Raw genomic sequence first — 17,840 nt, forward strand, 5'->3', positions numbered from 1 at the left:
GCTTTCCGTTGCTTTCTTTCGTTCAGATATCGGCGAGGCCGAGCACGTCGGCCATGGAGTAGTGCCCCGGCTTCTTGCCATGCGCCCACAGTGCCGCCTTCAGCGCGCCATGCGCGAACAGCATGCGGTCCTCAGCCTGATGCGACAGCGTCAGGCGCTCGAACGGGCCGAGGAAGCTGACGCTGTGGTCGCCGGCCGCGGTGCCGCCGCGCAAGGAGGCGAAGCCGATGTTGCCGGGCTTACGTGCCCCGGTGATGCCGTCACGGCCACGGTCCGCATGCTCGTCGAGCGAGATGCCGCGGCCGACCGCCGCGGCCTGGCCCAGCATCAGCGCGGTGCCCGAGGGCGCATCGATCTTCATGCGGTGATGGGTTTCGACGATCTCGATGTCGAAGCTCTGGTCGAGCGCCTTGGCGACGCGCTTGACCACCGCGGCAAGCAGATTGACGCCCAGGCTCATATTGCCGGACTGCACCACGACCGCGCGATTGGTGACGCTCTTGATCACGGCGTTGTCGGAACCCGAAAGCCCGGTCGTCCCGATGACATGCACAATGCCGCGCTCGGCGGCGATCGCGACGTTGGCGATGGTCGCGGCCGGCACGGTGAAATCGAGGATGCCGTCGGCCTCCTTCGACATCGCCCAGAGATCGGCCGAGAGCTTGATGCCATTGGCCGGCAGGCCCGCGAGCACGCCGGCATCCTTGCCGAGCATCTCGGAGCCCGGCGCCTCCAGCGCGCCCGCCAGCACCGCGCCTTTGCTCTCGGCAATCGCGCGCGTCAGCGCCCGGCCCATCCGGCCGCCGGCTCCAGCAACAATCAAGCGCATGTCGGACATGGTGTGATCCTCTTCGGGGCCGTTGTAGCGGGGGGACGCAGTTCCGGCAACCGAGGGGGACACCACCGTCATTCCGGGGCGATGCGCAGCATCGAACCCGGAATCTCGAGATTCCGGGTTCGCCCTTTGGGCGCCCCGGAATGACGGCCTACCTCAGCCGTCCGACGGCTGTGCGCCGTCATAGCCCTCGATGATGATGAGGTCGGCGACCGAGTGCGGCTGGCGCACCTTGATGTTGGCCTGGTATTCCGGTGAGTTGTAGCAGGCGATCGCGGTCTCGTAGTCCGGGAATTCGATCACGACGTTGCGGGTGCGGCTGGCACCTTCGACGGTGGTGAACTTGCCGCCGCGGACGACGAAGCGGCCGCCCCATTTCTTGAAGATCGCGCCGTTGGCGACGGCATAAGGCTTGTAGCCCTCGTCACTGTTCACATCGACACGCCCGATCCAGTAGCCTTTTGCCATTGTTCTTCTCCCTTGTTGTTGTCTCTATTTGAGCATGATCTCCGCGCAAACGCGTTCCGCGTTTGTCGCGATGGAAAACCGCTGCACACTTTGCGCTAACGCGGCCCTTCGGGTCCGGATCATGCTCCCAGCGCCTGCCCGATCTCGGCCTGGATGGCGTCTGCGATCGCCTTGGGCTCGGCGGCTTCCACCACCGGGCGCCCGACGACGAGATAATCGGCGCCCGCGGTGATCGCGCGGCCCGGCGTCATGATGCGTTTCTGATCGCCGCTTGCCGAGCCCGCCGGCCGGATGCCGGGCGTGACGAGGCTCATCTGGTGGCCGACGATCTTGCGCAAGGCGCCCACCTCCTCGGGCGACGACACCAGCCCGTCGATGCCGAGCACCTGCGCCTGCTGCGCGCGCGCTTCGACGAGCTCGGCGACGCCGAGCCGGAAACCTGCCGCGTGCAGATCGTCCTCGTTGTAGGAAGTCAGCACAGTGACGGCGAGGATCTTCAGGTTCGAGCCGCCGCGGCCTTCGACGGCGCCCTTCATGGTCTGCGGATAAGCGTGCACGGTGAGGAAGGTCGCGCCCAGCCTGGTGATGCTCTCGACGCCTTGCGCCACGGTGTTGCCGATGTCGTGCAGCTTGAGATCGAGAAAGACCTTCTTGCCCTTGTCCGCGAGCCTCGCAACGAGCGGCAAGCCGCCGGCATAAGCGAGGCGATAGCCGATCTTGTAGAACGTGACGCTGTCGCCGAGCCTTGCGATCATTGCCTCCGCGGCATCAACGCTCGGCAGATCGAGCGCAACGATCAGGCGGTCTTTCGGGGCGATCTCGGCTGGCGTCATGTCACCTCACATCATGCGTTGGGAAATGTCGATCAACTGCGCTACCAGCTCCTTCAACGCGGCGATATCGCCCTCGTTCTTCAGCCTGTCCATATCGTCATAGGCCTCTCCGGCAAAGGCGAGCGTGAGCTGGCTGGCAATCACATTGGCGTGGCAGGAGGTCAGGATCAGCCGCAACGCCTGGAGCGCGCGGGCGGCGCCGAGCCGGCTCTGCGAGGCGCCGGCGAGCGCGAAGGCGCGGTTGCGGAACACCTCGCCGCGCGCCTCGTGCAGCTCATGCACGCGGCTGACCCAGTCGATCGCGTTCTTAAGCAGCGGCGGCACCGAGGCATTGTATTCGGGCGAAACGATCAGCACGCCATGATGCGCGCCGATCATGCGCTTGAGATTGATCGCGTGCTTGGGCACGCCCGACTTGGCCTGGAGGTCGCCGTCGTAGATCGGCAGCGGAAAATCGGCGAGCGAGATGCGGGTGACGTCGACGCCGGCCTGGGCGAATTCATAGGCGGCGAGCGCGGCCAGCTTCGCATTGTGCGAGCCGGTGCGTAGCGAGCCGGGAATGACCAGGATTTTGGGTGCGGACATCCGCTTCCATGCGTTCGGCGAAACGAGCCCGCCGCGCAAAGAGGAATGCCGGCGGAATTAATCCTTGCGATACACCCAGACGCGGGCCGGCGGAAGGTTCATCCAGATCCGTTCCGAAGCCTCTGTGGACACGCCGGGCAGCGATTTCGGGATCGGCGGCACCACCGCATAGGTGAACTGGACGAAGGGCGCGCCGGGCGCGAGCGCCGTGAAAGCGTCGCGAATGAGCCGCAACCGCGTCAGCATCGGTTTGGTGACCAGCGGCAGGCCGGAGACGACGGCGGATGCCGGCGCGCTCAGCACGTTCCAGAGCGTGTCGCGCAGGCGATAGGCATCGCCCTGCACGACCTTGGCCTGCGGATAGCGGTCGCGCAGCAGCGCGCAGAAGCCGGGATTGTACTCGACGAGGACGAGACGCTTCTGGTCGACGCCACGTTCGACCAGGGCCGAGGTGATGGCGCCGGTACCGGGGCCGAGCTCAACCACAGGGGCGTCCGAGTTGACGTCGACGTAATGCGCCATGGTCCGGGCCAGCAGCTTGCCCGACGGCATCACTGCGCCCATGTGGAGCGGCTTTTCGATCCACGATCTGAGAAAGCGCACCTCGTCATCAAGACGAGGCTTCTTCAACGCACGCGCGGACGATGGCAATGGCATGTCTGGACCGGACGGGACCGCAGGACGCGGCGTGTCAGAAAATGGTCATAAAGACGTATAGGCCGAAGGCGATACGGTCAAGACGAGTCAATTCGCCCGACTGCCGAAGAAATCCTTGACCTTGGTGAAGAAACCCTCGGATTCCGGCTGGGTGTTGCCGGAAGAGAGCTTTTCGAACTCGGCCAGCAATTCCTGCTGCTTCTTGGTGAGATTCTGCGGGGTCTCGACCACGACCTGAACGTACATGTCGCCGGTCTGGCGCGAGCGCAGCACCGGCATGCCTTTTGATGCAATGCGGAATCGACGGTTGGACTGGGTCCCGGCCGGCACCTTCACCTTGGCCTTGCCCTTCTCGATGGTCGGCACCTCGAATTCGCCGCCAAGGGCGGCCGTCACCATCGAGATCGGCACCCGGCAATGCAGATCGGCGCCGTCGCGCTGGAAGAACTGGTGCTGGGCCAGCGACAGGAAGATGTAGAGGTCGCCGGGCGGGCCGCCGCGGACACCGGCCTCGCCTTCGCCGGCGAGCCTGATCCGCGTACCGTCCTCGACGCCCTGGGGAATGTTGACCGACAGCGTCCGCTCGCGGGTCACACGGCCCTGGCCAGAGCAGGACGGGCAGGCGTCCTCGATCATCTGGCCGCGGCCCTGGCAACCCGGACAGGTCCGCTCCAGGGTGAAGAAGCCCTGCGACTGCCGCACGCGGCCGGCGCCGCCGCAGGTCGAGCAGGTCTTCGGCTTCGTGCCGGCCTTGGCGCCGATGCCCGAGCAGGCCTCGCAGGTGACCGAGACCGGGATCTCGATCTGCGCGGTCTTGCCGCCAAAGGCCTCCTCGAGCGTGATTTCCATGTTGTAGCGCAGGTCGGCGCCGCGCTCGCGGCCGCCGCGGCCGCGCTGTCCGGCCATGCCGAACAGGTCCTCGAAAATATCGGAGAAGGAGGAGGCGAAGCCCGCGCCGAAACCGGCGCCGCCGCCAGGACCGCCCTGCTCGAAGGCCGCATGGCCGAAACGGTCATAGGCCGCGCGCTTGTCCTTGTCCTTCAGGACCTCGTAGGCCTCGTTGATTTCCTTGAACTTGACCTCGCTGGTGTCGTCCCCCGGATTGCGGTCGGGATGGAACTTCATCGCCAGCTTGCGGAACGACGACTTCAACTTGGATTCGTCGGCGTCACGTTCGACTTCGAGGGTCTCGTAGTAGCAGCGCTTGGTGGACGTGGACATGTTGAACTCGGTCTATCCAATCGCGATTCAAGTCGGGGCAAAACAATGCTGCCACGCGACGATATAGGCGTCCCTCCGCCTCGCGGCAGAGGGCAGCATGGCAGCGTTGAGAATAACGGCTGGAAATTGATCGATCGTAACGGGAGCGTAGCCCGTCGACCTCGACACGGGAGCCTCCCCCGCGAAGGGGGAGGCCGAAGGAGTGTGTGGGGTCCAAGCCGTCCGCATCATCACCCTCTTGGGGTTCAGGCGGACTTCTTGTTGTTCTTGTCGTCGTCGACTTCGGTGAACTCCGCGTCGACGACGTCGTCCTTGGCCGCGTCCTTCTTGGCGTCGGCCTCGGCCTGCTGCTTGTACATGGCCTCGCCGAGCTTCATCGAAGCCTGGGCCAGCGTCTGGGTCTTGGCCTTGATCGCCTCGGCATCGTCGCCCTTCAGCGCTTCCTTGAGGTCGCTGACGGCATCCTCGATGGCGCGGCGCTCGGTCTCGGCGACCTTCGAACCGTGCTCGGCGAGCGCCTTCTCGGTCGAATGCACCAGACCGTCCGCCTCGTTCTTGGCGGTCACCGCCTCGCGGCGCTTCTTGTCCGCTTCGGCATTGGCCTCGGCGTCCTTGACCATCTTCTCGATGTCGGCTTCCGACAGACCGCCGGAGGCCTGGATGCGGATCTGCTGCTCCTTGCCGGTGGCCTTGTCCTTCGCCGAGACGTTGACGATGCCGTTGGCGTCGATGTCGAAGGTCACCTCGATCTGCGGCATGCCGCGCGGGGCCGGCGGAATGCCCATCAGGTCGAACTGGCCGAGCATCTTGTTGTCGGCCGCCATTTCACGCTCGCCCTGGAAGACGCGGATGGTGACCGCGTTCTGGTTGTCCTCGGCGGTCGAGAACACCTGGCTCTTCTTGGTCGGGATCGTGGTGTTGCGGTCGATGATGCGGGTGAACACGCCGCCCAGCGTCTCGATGCCCAGCGACAGCGGGGTCACGTCGAGCAGCAGCACGTCCTTGACGTCGCCCTGGAGCACGCCGGCCTGGATCGCGGCACCGATCGCCACGACTTCGTCCGGGTTGACGCCCTTGTGCGGCTCCTTGCCGAACAGCTGCTTCACGACTTCCTGGACCTTCGGCATGCGCGACATGCCGCCGACCAGAACCACTTCGCCGATCTCACCGGCGGTGACGCCGGCGTCCTTCAGCGCCTTGCGGCAGGGCTCGACGGTCTTCTGGATGAGGTCGTCGACCAGCGCCTCGAACTTGGCGCGGGTGAGCTTCATCGTCAGATGCTTCGGGCCGGTCTGGTCCGCGGTGATGAAGGGCAGGTTGATCTCGGTCTGCGTCGTCGACGACAGCTCGATCTTGGCCTTTTCAGCGGCTTCCTTCAGGCGCTGCAACGCGAGCTTGTCGTTGCGCAGGTTGATGCCCTGCTCCTTCTGGAACTCGTCGGCGAGATAACCGACCAGGCGCATGTCGAAGTCTTCGCCGCCGAGGAAGGTGTCGCCGTTGGTCGACTTCACCTCGAACACGCCGTCGCCGATTTCGAGAATGGAGATATCGAACGTGCCGCCGCCGAGATCGTACACGGCGATCGTGCCGGTCTTGGTCTTGTCCAGACCATAGGCGAGCGCGGCCGCGGTCGGCTCGTTGATGATGCGCAGCACTTCAAGGCCCGCGATCTTGCCGGCGTCCTTGGTCGCCTGGCGCTGGGCGTCGTTGAAGTAGGCGGGAACGGTGATGACGGCCTGGTCGACCTTCTGGCCGAGATGGGCCTCCGCGGTCTCCTTCATCTTCTGCAGGATGAACGCCGAGACCTGCGAGGGCGAGTAGGTCTGGCCGTCGGCCTCGACCCAGGCGTCGCCGTTGGAAGCCTTCACGATCTTGTACGGAACGAGCTTCTTGTCCTTCTCGACCATCGGGTCGTCGTAGCGGCGGCCGATGAGGCGCTTCACTGCGAAGAAGGTGCGCTCGGGATTGGTGACGGCCTGGCGCTTGGCCGGCTGGCCGACGAGGCGCTCACCGTCGTCGGTGACGGCGACGATCGAAGGCGTCGTGCGCATGCCCTCGGAATTCTCGATGACTTTGGCGTTCTTGCCATCCATCACGGCGACGCACGAGTTCGTGGTGCCGAGGTCGATCCCAATGACCTTTCCCATGGTCCTGATATCCTTCTTTTTGCGGCAGGTTGGTTGGGCCCAGAAGGCACCCGAACCGAAACCCCCTAAGATCAAACATTCGCGATATTGCGATGGTTGAGGCTCATATAGGAGGGGGGGAGGGGCCCGCAAGGACCGAACGCAAGTTTCGGCCGTGAAAACATTGGGTTTTGGAAGATCATATCCGGGCCCAGCCGCCCTTGCGGGTGAGGAATTATTAACAGGTCCGGGCTTCGGCAAGCCCCCGTTACCGCGATCCGGCCTGCCCTGTTGCGGCAGGGCCAAACCGGCTAAAAGGCGGACCGGCCGGAGCGCCGCACCCAGGCTGCTTCGCGCGACAAAGCGGCCCGGTGGCCGACCATCGAACGGCCTCAATGTGAACCAATCAGAGTGCCCATGAAGCTGATCCGTCCCCTCGCCGCGCTCGCCCTCCTCGCCGTCTCCGCGCTTCCGGCCTTTGCTGCCGACGCCGTTTTCCCGCCCGGACTGCGCCTCGGCATGGTGCCGCTGGTCGGCCTCAGCACGGCCAAGACCTTTCCGGGCTTCGAGAGCGAGGACGGCACCGTCAAGGTGCTGATCACCGAGCTGCCGCCGGCGGCCTATGGCGAGGTCGTGAGCGCCTTCAATTCCAATCCGGCCGGCGTCAACGGCGTCAAGCAGGACAAGATCGAGACCCCCGCGGGCCTTGCCTATTTCACCACCGAGAGCGGCAAGGCCGGCGAGACGGCGGTGAAACGCTATTCGATGATCGTGCCGGGCGCCGGCTTCTCCGGCTATGTCGCGGTGCAGATCCCGGAGAACGCGACCAAGATCTACACCGACGAGGCGGTGCGGCAGATGTTTGCGAGCACCGTGACCCGCAAGCAGGTCTCGGCCGAAGAGCAGATCGGGCTGATGCCGTTCAAGATCACCGATCTCGCCGACTTCAAGGACATCCGCACGCTGGCGCCGGGCTCTAGCATCATCCTGGCCGACGGCAACGAGAGCACGGGCTACGAGTCGAAGCCGTTCATGATCCTCGGCCTGATCGGCGCCACCCCGCAAGCCGCCGACGACCGCGCCCGCTTCGCCCAGGAGGCGGCGCTCCAGATCCCCGGCGTGCGCGAATCGCGCGTCACCATGTCCGAGCCGATCCGCATCAACGGCCAGCAGGGCTTCGAGACCCGGATCGACGGCGTCAGCGGCAAGGACAAGACCCCGGTGACCGTGGTGCAGTGGATCCGCTTCTCGAGCGGCGGCGCCTCGCTGCGCATCATCGCCAGCGCCCCGCGCGACCAGTGGCAAGCCGCCTTCACCCGCTTCCGCGCCGTGCGCGACGGCATCCAGCCGAAGGGGTAGCTGCATCCGCAAGCGAGATGCGCTCCCTCCCCCGCTTGCGGGGGAGGGTTGGGGAGAGGGTGTCTCAACAACGAAGACTCCCCCAGAGGAGAGAACCCTCACCCGGCGCTACGCGCCGACCTCTCCCGCAAGCGGGAGAGGTGCACCGAGTACGCGGCTGAGCCCACCCTCTCACCAAAACCGGCTGCATTTTCGGGCTTCTGTTCGTACACAAGCGGAACTAGGCTCCTGCCCAATCGAGTTCATCCTGGAGGGAGGCGAACGATGCTAGATCGGCGGCAAGTCTTGGCGGCGCTTGGGACGAGCGCCCTCGTAGCCCTCGCGCCAACCGCACTTCTTGCGGCCGCATCGATCAAGCCGGACGATGCGTCCGCGCTGCTCGTGATCGACGTGCAGAACTGCTTCCTGCCGGGCGGCAGCCTCGCGGTGAAGGAAGGCGAGCAGGTGGTGCCCGTCATCAACAAGATCTCGAAAGCGTTTTCGAATGTGGTGATGACGCAGGACTGGCACACGCCCGGCCACGTTTCGTTTGCGTCGGTCCACTCCGGCAAGAAGCCGTTCGAGACCATCGACCTGCCTTACGGCAAGCAGGTGCTGTGGCCCGACCATTGCGTGCAGGGCACTGACGGCGCTTCGCTGTCGAAGGACCTCGCAATCCCGCACGCCGAGCTCATCATCCGCAAGGGTTTTCACAAGGACGTCGACAGCTACTCGGCCTTCCTCGAAGCCGACGGCAAGACCTCGACCGGCCTCGCCGGCTATTTGAAGGGCCGCAAGATCAAGCGCGTCTTCGTCGCTGGCCTCGCGACAGATTTCTGCGTCGCCTGGACCGCGCTCGACGCGCGCAAGGCGGGCTTCGAAGTCTATGTCGTGGAAGACGCCTGCCGCGGCATCGACACGCAGGGCTCGCTGGCAAAAGCCTGGGCCGACATGGCCAAGGCCGGCGTGAAGCGGATTCAGTCTGCGGATATCGCGGCGAGCGCGTAAGACCAGCCATCAGTCGTTCCGGGGCGGCTCGAAGAGCCGAACCCGGAATCTCGAGATTCTCAGGTGCGCAGCTGCGCACCATAGTTCGATGCTTCGCATCGCCCCGGAATGACGTCAGAACTCAGTTCGCCGCGCTGTTCGGCTCGTTGGTGTTGGCGGCGGACGCAGCCTTCGCGCCGCCCTTGGCGACCCCAACGAGGGCCGGACGCAGCACGCGCTCGCCGATGGTGTAGCCGGCCTGCATGACCTGCACGACCGTACCGGCGGGCACCGACGCATCAGGCACTTCGAACATCGCCTGCTGGAAGTTCGGGTCGAACTTCTGACCCTGCGGATCGAACTTCTTCACGCCGTGCTTTTCCAGCGCGTTGAGCAGCGAGCGCTCGGTGAGCTCGACGCCCTCGATCAGCGAGGTCAGGCCGGGATCGGCCGCGGCGCGGGCCTCGGCGGGAACCGCGTCGAGCGCGCGCTGGAGGTTGTCGGCGATGTCGAGCACGTCGCGGGCAAAGCCGGTGATGCCGTAGAGACGGGCGTCGGCGACCTCCTTGGTGGTGCGCTTGCGCAGATTTTCCATCTCCGCCAGCGTCCGCAGCATACGGTCGCGCGCCTCGGCGGCTTCCTTCTGCAACAGCTCGACCGAGCCCGGCTCGGGATCGTCGGGCATGATGTAGGGCTTCGACACCACGGGCTCGCCGGTCGGCGCGGTCGTGTCTTCGGGTTGCCGGTCTCGATCGGTCATCGGCTCTCTTTTCGAATTTGTCTCAGGGATTTTTCTGGCCCGGATATCGTGCTTCGGACGCCGAAAATCAAGCGCCCGTGATCGCCTCAGCCGCCGGTCAGCCCCCCAGAAGGCGGCTGACGATCCGGGCGGCGTAGTCCACGGTCGGGATCACACGGGCATAATTCAGCCGTGTCGGCCCGATCACGCCCAAAACGCCGACGATGTGGCCGGCGGCATCCCGATAGGGCGAGATGATGGTCGAGGAGCCCGACAAGGAGAACAGCTTGTTCTCCGAACCGATGAAAATCCGCACGCCTTCCGCGGTCTCGGCCCGGCCGAGCAGGTCGATGACGCCGCGCTTGGTCTCGAGGTCGTCGAACAAGAGGCGGACCCGCTCCAGATCCTCCAGCGCGTGCAAATCTTCCAGCAGATTGGCGTGGCCACGGACGATGAGCTGGCGGTCCTCGTTCTCGCCGCCGGACCAGCTGGCGATCCCGGCCGAAATCACCTTCTGCGTCAGCTGATCGAGCTCGGCACGGGCCTCCCCGAGCGCGGTCTCGAGCTCGAGCCGCGCTTCGGCCAGGGTCCGGCCGCGAATCCGCGAATTGAGGAAATTGCCGGCCTCGGTGATCGCCGAGGAGGGAACTCCGGGTGGCAGCGTCAGCACGCGGTTTTCGACCTGGCCGTCCTCGCCGACCAGGATCACCAGCGCCTTTTCCGGTTCCAGCCGGACGAATTCGATGTGTTTCAGCCGCGCGTTGGATTTCGGCGTCAGCACCACGGCGGCGGCGCGGGTCAGGCCCGACAGCCGCGTCAGCGCCTGGTCCAGCGCCGCCTCGACCGACTGCGCCTGACCGACGGAGGTGAGCTGGCTCTGGATCGACTGCCGCTCAGCGTCATTGAGGTCGCCCACCTGCATCAAGGCGTCGACGAAGAAGCGCAGGCCGAGTTCCGTCGGCAGCCGGCCGGCGGACGTATGCGGGGCATAGATCAGGCCGAGCTGTTCCAGATCGGCCATGACGTTGCGAACCGAGGCCGGCGACAGTGGCATCGCGATCAGCCGGGAAATATTGCGTGAGCCCACCGGCTCGCCGGTCGCGAGATAGCTTTCGACAATTTGACGAAAGATGTCGCGGGACCGCTCATTCAGCTGGGCGAGCCCTGCGCGCGGCGCGATCAGATGGATCGGATCGTGATGGGCCACAGACAGCAACTCCTCTCAGATGCTTATAATTTGGCCATCCGGGAGGTCCCTGACAAGCGTGGTTTTGCACTTGCTCGACAGTTGCTTGGGGACCGAAAAGGCCTTGCCGCTCACCCTCACCCCACCTACAAGCACCGCGAACAGCCTATTCCCGTGAGTTTTGGAGGATTTCCCATGCGGCCAAGCCGCCGTGCGCCCGACGAATTGCGCCCCGTGACGCTGGAGCGCGGCGTGGTCAAATATGCGGAAGGCTCCTGCCTGGTGAAATTCGGCGACACCCATGTGCTGGTCACCGCCACGCTGGAGGACCGCCTGCCGCCGTGGCTGAAGGGCCAGGGCCGCGGCTGGGTCACCGCGGAATACGGCATGCTGCCGCGCGCGACCTCGGAACGAACCCGCCGCGAGGCCTCCGCCGGCAAGCAGAGCGGCCGCACCGTCGAGATCCAGCGCCTGATCGGCCGCTCGCTTCGCACCATCATCAATCTCGAAGCGCTCGGCGAGCGCCAGATCACGGTCGATTGCGACGTGCTCCAGGCCGACGGCGGCACGCGCACGGCCTCGATCACCGGCGCCTGGGTCGCGCTCGCCGATTGCGTCAACTGGATGAAGGCGCGCAACATGGTCAAGGCCAACGTGCTGCGCGACAACGTCGCCGCGATCTCCTGCGGCATCTACAACGGCACGCCCGTGCTCGACCTCGACTATGCCGAGGATTCGGAAGCCCAGACCGACGCCAATTTCGTCATGACCGGCGATGGCCGCATCATCGAGGTGCAGGGCACCGCGGAACGCGAACCGTTCACACAAGACGAGCTCCTGGCGCTGATGGCGCTGGCCCAGAAGGGTATCGCGCGCCTCGTGGACTTGCAGAAACTGGCCGTCGCGTAGTCAATAGGCCCATGCACCGCCGAATCACCGGAAAGCTCGTCATCGCCACCCACAATCCCGGCAAGCTCGCCGAGATGAAGGAGCTTTTGGCGCCTTACGGCATCGAGGCGGTGTCGGCCGGCGAGCTCGGCCTTTCCGAGCCGGACGAGACCGGCAACGATTTCCGCAGCAACGCCGCGATCAAGGCGATCGCGGCCGCGCACGCGTCCAAGCTTCCGTCCTTCGCCGATGATTCCGGCATCGTGGTCGACGCGCTCGACGGCGCGCCCGGCATCTACAGTGCGCGCTGGGCCGGACCGACCAAGGACTTCACCGCGGCGATGACGCGGATCGAGCGCCTGTTGCAGGAGCGCGGCGCGACCGCGCCTGACAAGCGCAAGGCGCACTTCGTCTCCGCGCTCTGCGTCGCCTGGCCCGACGATCATCTCGAAGAGGTCGAGGCGCGCGTCGACGGCACGCTGGTCTGGCCGCCGCGCGGCACCGCCGGCTTCGGCTATGATCCGATGTTTCGGCCCGACGGTCACACGCGCACCTTCGGCGAGATGACCAGCATCGAGAAGCACGGCCTGCCGCCGCTCGGCCTTGCCCTGTCGCACCGTGCCCGCGCCTTCGTGAAACTGGCGGAGATCTGCCTTGAGCCGCGCTAACGAAGCCTTCGGCGTCTACGTGCACTGGCCGTTCTGCCTGTCGAAGTGCCCCTATTGCGACTTCAACAGCCATGTCCGCCATGCCGCGATCGACGAAGCGCGCTTCGCCTCCGCCTTCGCGCGCGAGATCGAAACGACCGCGCAGCGCGCGCCCGGCCGCGAGGTCACCTCGATCTTCCTCGGCGGCGGCACGCCGTCGCTGATGCAGCCCGCGACCGTCGGCGCCGTGCTCGATTCGATCGGCAAGCACTGGCAGGTCGCTCGTGATGTCGAAGTCACGCTGGAAGCAAACCCGACCAGCGTCGAGGCCACGCGCTTCGCCGGCTATCGCGCTGCCGGCGTCAACCGCGTCTCGCTCGGCGTGCAGGCGCTCGACGATGCTTCGCTGAAGGCGCTAGGCCGCATGCACAGCGCGCGCGAAGCGCTGGACGCGGTCGCCATCGCGCGCCGCTCGTTCGAGCGTTATTCGTTCGACCTGATCTACGCCCGCCCCGACCAGACGCCGGCGATGTGGGCCGATGAACTGCGTCTTGCGATCGCGGAGGCGGCCGAGCATCTGTCGCTCTATCAATTGACGATCGAGGAAGGCACGCCGTTCTTCGGCCTGCACCAGGCCGGCAAATTGAAGACCCCGGACGAGGCGGTCGCGCGCGCGCTCTACGACGTCACGCAGGAAACCTGCGACAAGCTCGGCCTGCCCGCTTACGAGATCTCCAATCACGCGCGGCGCGGCGCCGAATGCCGGCACAATCTGGTCTACTGGCGCGGCGACGAATATGCCGGCATCGGCCCCGGCGCGCACGGCCGGCTCGACATCGACGGGATCAGGCACGCCACCGCCACCGAGAAGCGTCCCGAAGCCTGGCTGTTGCGGGTCGAGACCAACGGCCACGGCGTCGTGACCGACGATCTCCTCAACAGCGAGGAGCGCGCCGATGAATTTTTGCTGATGGGACTCCGTCTCGCCGAAGGCATCGATCCCGAACGCTACACCGCCCTCTCCGGCCGCGCGCTCGACCCCAAGCGCATCGCGCTGCTGCGTGAGGAAGGCGCGATCACGGTCGATGCGACGGGACGGCTGCGCGTGACCAGCAGCGGATTCCCGGTGCTGGATGCGGTGGTCGCGGATCTGGCGGCCTGAGCTCTCTCCCCATCGTCGTCCTGGCGAAAGCCAGGACCCATTACCCCAGGGAGGAGTTTGGCGAAGAGTCCCAATTATTACTTTGCTGGTACTCGCACTGTAGTCACTCGATAGATCACGCGGTATGGGTCCTGGCTTTCGCCAGGACGACGGCGAAAGAACAGCTAAGCCCCAAAACTCTTCGGCGAACCCGCGACCGCGACGCCGCCGCCGGTCGTCACCTTCATCACCGCAAGGCCGCGTTCGTTGGTGCCGTCGGCGCGGAAGCGGAATAGACCGTCGATGCCGGCAAAGCCCGAGGGGTTGGTGAGCACGTCGGACGAGAAGCGCGTGGTGCCCTGCGTGCGCGCGAGCGCGGCGACGAGGGCGACCGCGTCATAGGCGAGCGTTGCGGTGCGAATCGGCTCGGCACCGTATTTGGTGCGGTAGCGGCCGGAGAAAGCGCGGAAGCCGGCGGGATCGGGCGCCGCGTAGAGGCCGCCTTGCAGGCTCGCATTCGCGTAGACGCGCGGATTGTCCCACAGGCCGGTGCCGAGCAGCTGGATGTTGCGCAAGTTCGCGCCGGCGGCCGTCATCGCATCGGCGACCGTCACCACCGCATCGCCGTCATCGGCGATGAACAGCGCATCCGCGCTGCCGAGCTGCTGCGCCACGGCGCGCGCCGGCGTGGCGCGGTCGGCGCCGTATTTCTCGAACGCGACGATGCGGCCGCCGCGCCGCGGCACCGCCGCCTTCACCGCGGCCTCGACCACATTGCCATAGGCATTGTCGGGCACGAGCACGGCGACGGAGCGCTTTCCGATGCTGGCGGAATATTCGACGATGCGATTGACGTCGGACTCCGGCAGGAACGAGAGCAGATAGACGCCGCGGCCGGCGATGCTGGAATCGGTCGAGAACGCGATCACGGAAATGCCGCGCGTGCGCGCGACCTGCGCCACCGCCGGCACCGATTGCGCGAACAGCGGTCCCAAAATGATCTCGGCGCCTTCGTCGATCGCCTGCTGCGCACCGGCCTGCGCGCCTTGCGGGCTGCCATTGTCGTCCTTGATCAGGAGCTGGATGTTCGGATTCTGGAATTCGGCCAGCGCCATCTCGGCGGCGTTGCGCATCGACTGCGCGGCGAGGCCGGCGTTGCCGGCGGCCGAGAGCGGCAGGATCACGGCAACCTTCACCCCGCCGGTGCCGGCGGTGGTGGCCTGTTGCGGCGGCCCGGCCGGCTGAGCCGGGGGCGCGGAAGAGCTGCTGAAGGGATTAGAGAACTGGCTCAGGCTCTGCTGCACGCCGGCGCAGGCCGACAGCAAGGGCGCGCCGAGCAACAGGCCGAGCGCGCTCCGCCGGGTCGCACCCGACGATTGGGGCCCCGGATCGGGAGATTTTGGATGACGCGGGCCCAGCATGGTGGCTTCTCTTCTGACCTGCCGTCGCCGGCCGGTCACAACAAACTTGTCGCGACAGAAGCCGCGGATTCAGGCATATTGTCGGCAAATAGTTAACCAAAACAAAAGGATAATGACCGCTTAACGCGACCGTCCCTCAAGTCCCGGCCAGCTGTCCGCCGTCGGTCACCTAGCATCAAGGCGGCGTTTCCGCCGCGAATATGGCGCTGACGCTGCATTCCCTCTGGAATGTGATGCCGGATGGATCACATTCCACTCCTCTTCAGTCCTTGCCCCGCCCCTTGGCCTAGCCGCGATCTTTTTCGGAGGACCGGTTCCAACCCCCGGGGATCATGCCTAAGTTCGATTCATTATGCGCGCAAAGCCGGCCCCGATAAATACGCCTGAAGGCACAGACGCCGCCCCGCGCGGCTTCTCCATCGACGCCCATCGTCTTGCGGCGCCGAAAGCGGCCGCGGGCCTCTATCTGGTCGCGACCCCGATCGGCAATCTCGGCGACATTACGCTGCGCGCGCTTCAGACGCTCGCCGGAGTCGACGTCATCGCCTGCGAGGACACCCGCATCACGCGGCGCCTGACCGAGCGCTACGACATTTCCGCGCAGCTCAAGCCCTATCACGAGCACAATGCCGAGGCGGCGCGCCCGAAGATCCTGGAGCGGCTTTCGCAAGGCGGCTCGATCGCGCTGGTGTCGGACGCCGGCACGCCGCTGATCTCCGATCCCGGCTTCAAGCTGGTGCGCGAGGTCTGCGCCGCCGGCCATGCCGTCTACGCACTGCCCGGCCCCTCCTCGGTGCTGGCGGCGCTGTCGGTCGCCGCACTGCCGACCGACCGCTTCTTCTTCGAGGGCTTTCTGCCGGCAAAATCCGCCGCGCGCCGCTCGCGCCTTGCCGAGCTTGCCCGCATCGATGCGACGCTGGTGATGTTCGAGTCCGGCAACCGCGTGCAGGACACGCTCGCCGATCTCGCCGAGATCATGGGGACGCGCGAGGCCGCGATCTGCCGCGAGCTGACGAAGCTGCACGAGGAGATTTCGCGCGCGACGTTGACCGAGCTGGCACGCGAGGCAGATGCGCTGGAGACGCGCGGCGAGTTCGTGCTGGTGATCGCACCGCCTGCGGCGGACGCCGAGATGCTGACATCGCATGCGCTCGACGACCTGCTGCGCGCGCAGCTGGCGACGCACAGCGTCAAGGACGCCGTGGCCCATGCCGTCGCGCTGTCCGGCCGGCCGCGGCGCGAGGTCTATGCCCGCGCACTCGAGCTCGCAAAAGATTTGCGGGGCGGCGATGGCGAAGCCTGAGGGCGGAGCGGAACCGAAAGTCGCCTCGCCCGAGCGCGTCGCCGCGTTCCGCACCGGCATCTCTGCGGAGAGCCGCGCCGCCGCCTATCTCATGGCCAAAGGCTATCGCATCCTCGCCAAGCGCTATCGCACCCCGCATGGCGAGATCGACATCGTGGCGCGCCGGCGCAATTTGATCGCCTTCGTCGAGGTCAAGGCACGCGCCAGCCTCGATGATGCGGCCTATGCGGTGACGCCGCGCCAGCAGCAGCGCATCATCGATGCCGCGCAAGGCTGGCTCGCAGCGCATCCCGAGCATGCCGAATTCGAATTGCGATTCGACGCCATGCTGATTGCGCCGCGATCACTTCCACGCCATGTGTTGGCAGCATTCGACGCCTCGACCTGAAAGGCAGACCATGAAACTGAACGTCGCCGTCCAGATGGACCCCATCGCCCGCATCAATATCAAGGGCGATTCCACCTTCGCGCTGCTTCTGGAGGCGCAGAAGCGCGGCCACGGCCTGTCCTATTACACGCCCGACAAGCTCTCGATGATCGGCGAAGAGCTGGTCGCGCCGGTGCAGGTGCTGACCGTGCGCGACGAGCCCGGCGACCATTTCACGCTCGGGGAGCCCAAGCGCGAGGCGCTCAACGGCTTCGACGTGGTGCTGCTGCGCCAGGACCCGCCGTTCGACCTCGCCTACATCACCTCGACGCATTTCCTGGAGCGGATTCATCCGAAAACGCTGGTCGTCAACGATCCGGCCTCGGTGCGCAACGCGCCGGAAAAGCTGTTCGTGATGAACTTTCCGCAGCTGATGCCGCCGACCCTGATCTCGCGCGACCTCGACGAGATCAACGCGTTCCGAGACAAGCACGGCGCCGTCGTGATGAAGCCGCTGCACGGCCATGGCGGCGCGGCGGTGTTCCGCGTGATGCCGCAGGACATGAATTTCGGCTCGCTGTTCGACATGTTCACGGTCACGTTCAAGGAGCCCTGGGTGATCCAGCAGTTCATCCCCGAGGTGAAGCACGGCGACAAGCGCATCATCCTGGTCAACGGCGGGTTCGCCGGCGCGGTGAACCGCGTGCCCGCTGCCGACGACCTCCGCTCCAACATGGTGCGCGGCGGCGCGGCGCAGGAGACCGAGCTCACCCCGCGCGAGCGCGAGATCTGCGCCACCGTCGGCCCGGCGCTGCGCGAACGCGGCCTGCTGTTCGTCGGCATCGACGTCATCAACGGCAACCTCACCGAGATCAACGTGACATCGCCAACGGGCATCCGCGCCATCGCGCGGCTCGGCGGCCCGGACGTGGCGGCGAAGGTCTGGGACACGATCGAGCAGAAGCGGGCGAAGTAGGGCTCGCACGCTGTCTCCCCCAACGTCGTCCTGGCGAACGCCAGGACCCATTACCCCGACTGCCGGTTTGACGAAGATTGGCGCGACCACCTCTTTAACAATTCACGGCGGTGGTAATGGGT

18 protein-coding genes are annotated in these 17,840 nt (G+C 65.9%); 8 read left to right on the forward strand and 10 right to left on the reverse strand.

Annotation, left to right across the window (positions count from 1 at the left end; translation table 11 throughout):
• Nucleotides 1-22: 22 nt before the first annotated feature.
• From dapB to dnaK, 7 genes are all read right to left on the reverse strand, one after another.
• On the reverse strand, nucleotides 23-838 hold the full coding sequence (dapB, locus tag ACVWW6_RS06980) for a 4-hydroxy-tetrahydrodipicolinate reductase (protein WP_456680424.1): 816 nt from the start codon (nucleotides 836-838) through the stop codon (nucleotides 23-25).
• Between the two features lie 153 nt (nucleotides 839-991).
• Complete coding sequence (locus tag ACVWW6_RS06985; RefSeq protein ID WP_011083510.1) at nucleotides 992-1,303, reverse strand: DUF1330 domain-containing protein; 312 nt, start codon at nucleotides 1,301-1,303, stop codon at nucleotides 992-994.
• Between the two features lie 119 nt (nucleotides 1,304-1,422).
• Nucleotides 1,423-2,136, reverse strand: a complete 714-nt coding sequence (pyrF, locus tag ACVWW6_RS06990) for an orotidine-5'-phosphate decarboxylase (protein ID WP_011083509.1) — start codon at nucleotides 2,134-2,136, stop codon at nucleotides 1,423-1,425.
• A gap of 6 nt (nucleotides 2,137-2,142) precedes the next feature.
• Nucleotides 2,143-2,721 carry an NADPH-dependent FMN reductase gene (locus ACVWW6_RS06995; protein ID WP_011083508.1) on the reverse strand — a complete coding sequence of 193 codons (579 nt, stop codon included), beginning with the start codon at nucleotides 2,719-2,721 and terminating at the stop codon, nucleotides 2,143-2,145.
• Between the two features lie 57 nt (nucleotides 2,722-2,778).
• A complete protein-coding gene (locus tag ACVWW6_RS07000; RefSeq protein ID WP_007598495.1) occupies nucleotides 2,779-3,378 on the reverse strand; it encodes a class I SAM-dependent methyltransferase in 600 nt (199 codons plus the stop codon).
• An 87-nt stretch (nucleotides 3,379-3,465) separates the two neighbouring features.
• Nucleotides 3,466-4,599 carry a molecular chaperone DnaJ gene (gene dnaJ, locus ACVWW6_RS07005; protein WP_011083507.1) on the reverse strand — a complete coding sequence of 378 codons (1,134 nt, stop codon included), beginning with the start codon at nucleotides 4,597-4,599 and terminating at the stop codon, nucleotides 3,466-3,468.
• A gap of 245 nt (nucleotides 4,600-4,844) precedes the next feature.
• A complete protein-coding gene (gene dnaK, locus ACVWW6_RS07010; protein ID WP_011083506.1) occupies nucleotides 4,845-6,746 on the reverse strand; it encodes a molecular chaperone DnaK in 1,902 nt (633 codons plus the stop codon).
• A 396-nt stretch (nucleotides 6,747-7,142) separates the two neighbouring features.
• Between dnaK and ACVWW6_RS07015 the strand changes: the two genes are divergently transcribed.
• Both ACVWW6_RS07015 and pncA read left to right on the forward strand, forming a co-directional pair.
• A complete protein-coding gene (locus ACVWW6_RS07015) occupies nucleotides 7,143-8,084 on the forward strand; it encodes a hypothetical protein (RefSeq protein WP_211433338.1) in 942 nt (313 codons plus the stop codon).
• Nucleotides 8,085-8,348: 264 nt separating this feature from the next.
• The gene (gene pncA, locus ACVWW6_RS07020) at nucleotides 8,349-9,071 is read left to right on the forward strand and encodes a bifunctional nicotinamidase/pyrazinamidase (RefSeq protein WP_011083504.1); all 723 of its coding nucleotides are present in this window, start codon (nucleotides 8,349-8,351) and stop codon (nucleotides 9,069-9,071) included.
• A 121-nt stretch (nucleotides 9,072-9,192) separates the two neighbouring features.
• Here the strand turns inward: pncA and grpE are convergent, their stop codons facing one another.
• Both grpE and hrcA read right to left on the reverse strand, forming a co-directional pair.
• Nucleotides 9,193-9,810: a nucleotide exchange factor GrpE gene (gene grpE / locus ACVWW6_RS07025; RefSeq protein ID WP_028172454.1), complete on the reverse strand. Its 618-nt coding sequence runs from the start codon at nucleotides 9,808-9,810 to the stop codon at nucleotides 9,193-9,195.
• Nucleotides 9,811-9,907: 97 nt separating this feature from the next.
• Nucleotides 9,908-10,996: a heat-inducible transcriptional repressor HrcA gene (gene hrcA, locus ACVWW6_RS07030; RefSeq protein ID WP_011083502.1), complete on the reverse strand. Its 1,089-nt coding sequence runs from the start codon at nucleotides 10,994-10,996 to the stop codon at nucleotides 9,908-9,910.
• A gap of 174 nt (nucleotides 10,997-11,170) precedes the next feature.
• Between hrcA and rph the strand changes: the two genes are divergently transcribed.
• The 3 genes from rph to hemW are packed head-to-tail and all read left to right on the forward strand — an operon-like array spanning nucleotide 11,171 to nucleotide 13,672.
• Nucleotides 11,171-11,884: a ribonuclease PH gene (gene rph / locus ACVWW6_RS07035; RefSeq protein ID WP_011083501.1), complete on the forward strand. Its 714-nt coding sequence runs from the start codon at nucleotides 11,171-11,173 to the stop codon at nucleotides 11,882-11,884.
• A gap of 11 nt (nucleotides 11,885-11,895) precedes the next feature.
• On the forward strand, nucleotides 11,896-12,531 hold the full coding sequence (rdgB, locus tag ACVWW6_RS07040; protein ID WP_011083500.1) for an RdgB/HAM1 family non-canonical purine NTP pyrophosphatase: 636 nt from the start codon (nucleotides 11,896-11,898) through the stop codon (nucleotides 12,529-12,531).
• A complete protein-coding gene (gene hemW, locus ACVWW6_RS07045) occupies nucleotides 12,518-13,672 on the forward strand; it encodes a radical SAM family heme chaperone HemW (RefSeq protein WP_028172453.1) in 1,155 nt (384 codons plus the stop codon). Before rdgB ends, hemW begins: the two co-directional genes overlap by 14 nt.
• A gap of 164 nt (nucleotides 13,673-13,836) precedes the next feature.
• Here hemW and ACVWW6_RS07050 read toward each other — a convergent pair whose 3' ends face one another.
• Entirely contained in the window at nucleotides 13,837-15,072 is a 1,236-nt protein-coding gene (locus ACVWW6_RS07050) for a penicillin-binding protein activator (protein WP_456680425.1), read from the reverse strand.
• Nucleotides 15,073-15,424: 352 nt separating this feature from the next.
• Between ACVWW6_RS07050 and rsmI the strand changes: the two genes are divergently transcribed.
• Genes rsmI through gshB form a run of 3 tightly spaced genes read left to right on the forward strand, consistent with a single transcriptional unit; the run spans nucleotide 15,425 to nucleotide 17,718 of the window.
• Nucleotides 15,425-16,375 (forward strand): 16S rRNA (cytidine(1402)-2'-O)-methyltransferase, encoded by a 951-nt coding sequence (gene rsmI, locus ACVWW6_RS07055; protein WP_161532815.1) that lies wholly within the window; start codon nucleotides 15,425-15,427, stop codon nucleotides 16,373-16,375.
• Nucleotides 16,362-16,763, forward strand: coding sequence for a YraN family protein (locus tag ACVWW6_RS07060; protein WP_011083496.1), 402 nt, complete (start codon nucleotides 16,362-16,364; stop codon nucleotides 16,761-16,763). The genes rsmI and ACVWW6_RS07060 overlap by 14 nt, the downstream gene beginning before the upstream one ends.
• A 10-nt stretch (nucleotides 16,764-16,773) precedes the next feature.
• Nucleotides 16,774-17,718 (forward strand): glutathione synthase, encoded by a 945-nt coding sequence (gene gshB / locus ACVWW6_RS07065; protein ID WP_456680426.1) that lies wholly within the window; start codon nucleotides 16,774-16,776, stop codon nucleotides 17,716-17,718.
• Nucleotides 17,719-17,840: the final 122 nt, after the last annotated feature.

It is taken from the genome of Bradyrhizobium sp. USDA 3311, assembly GCF_054062495.1.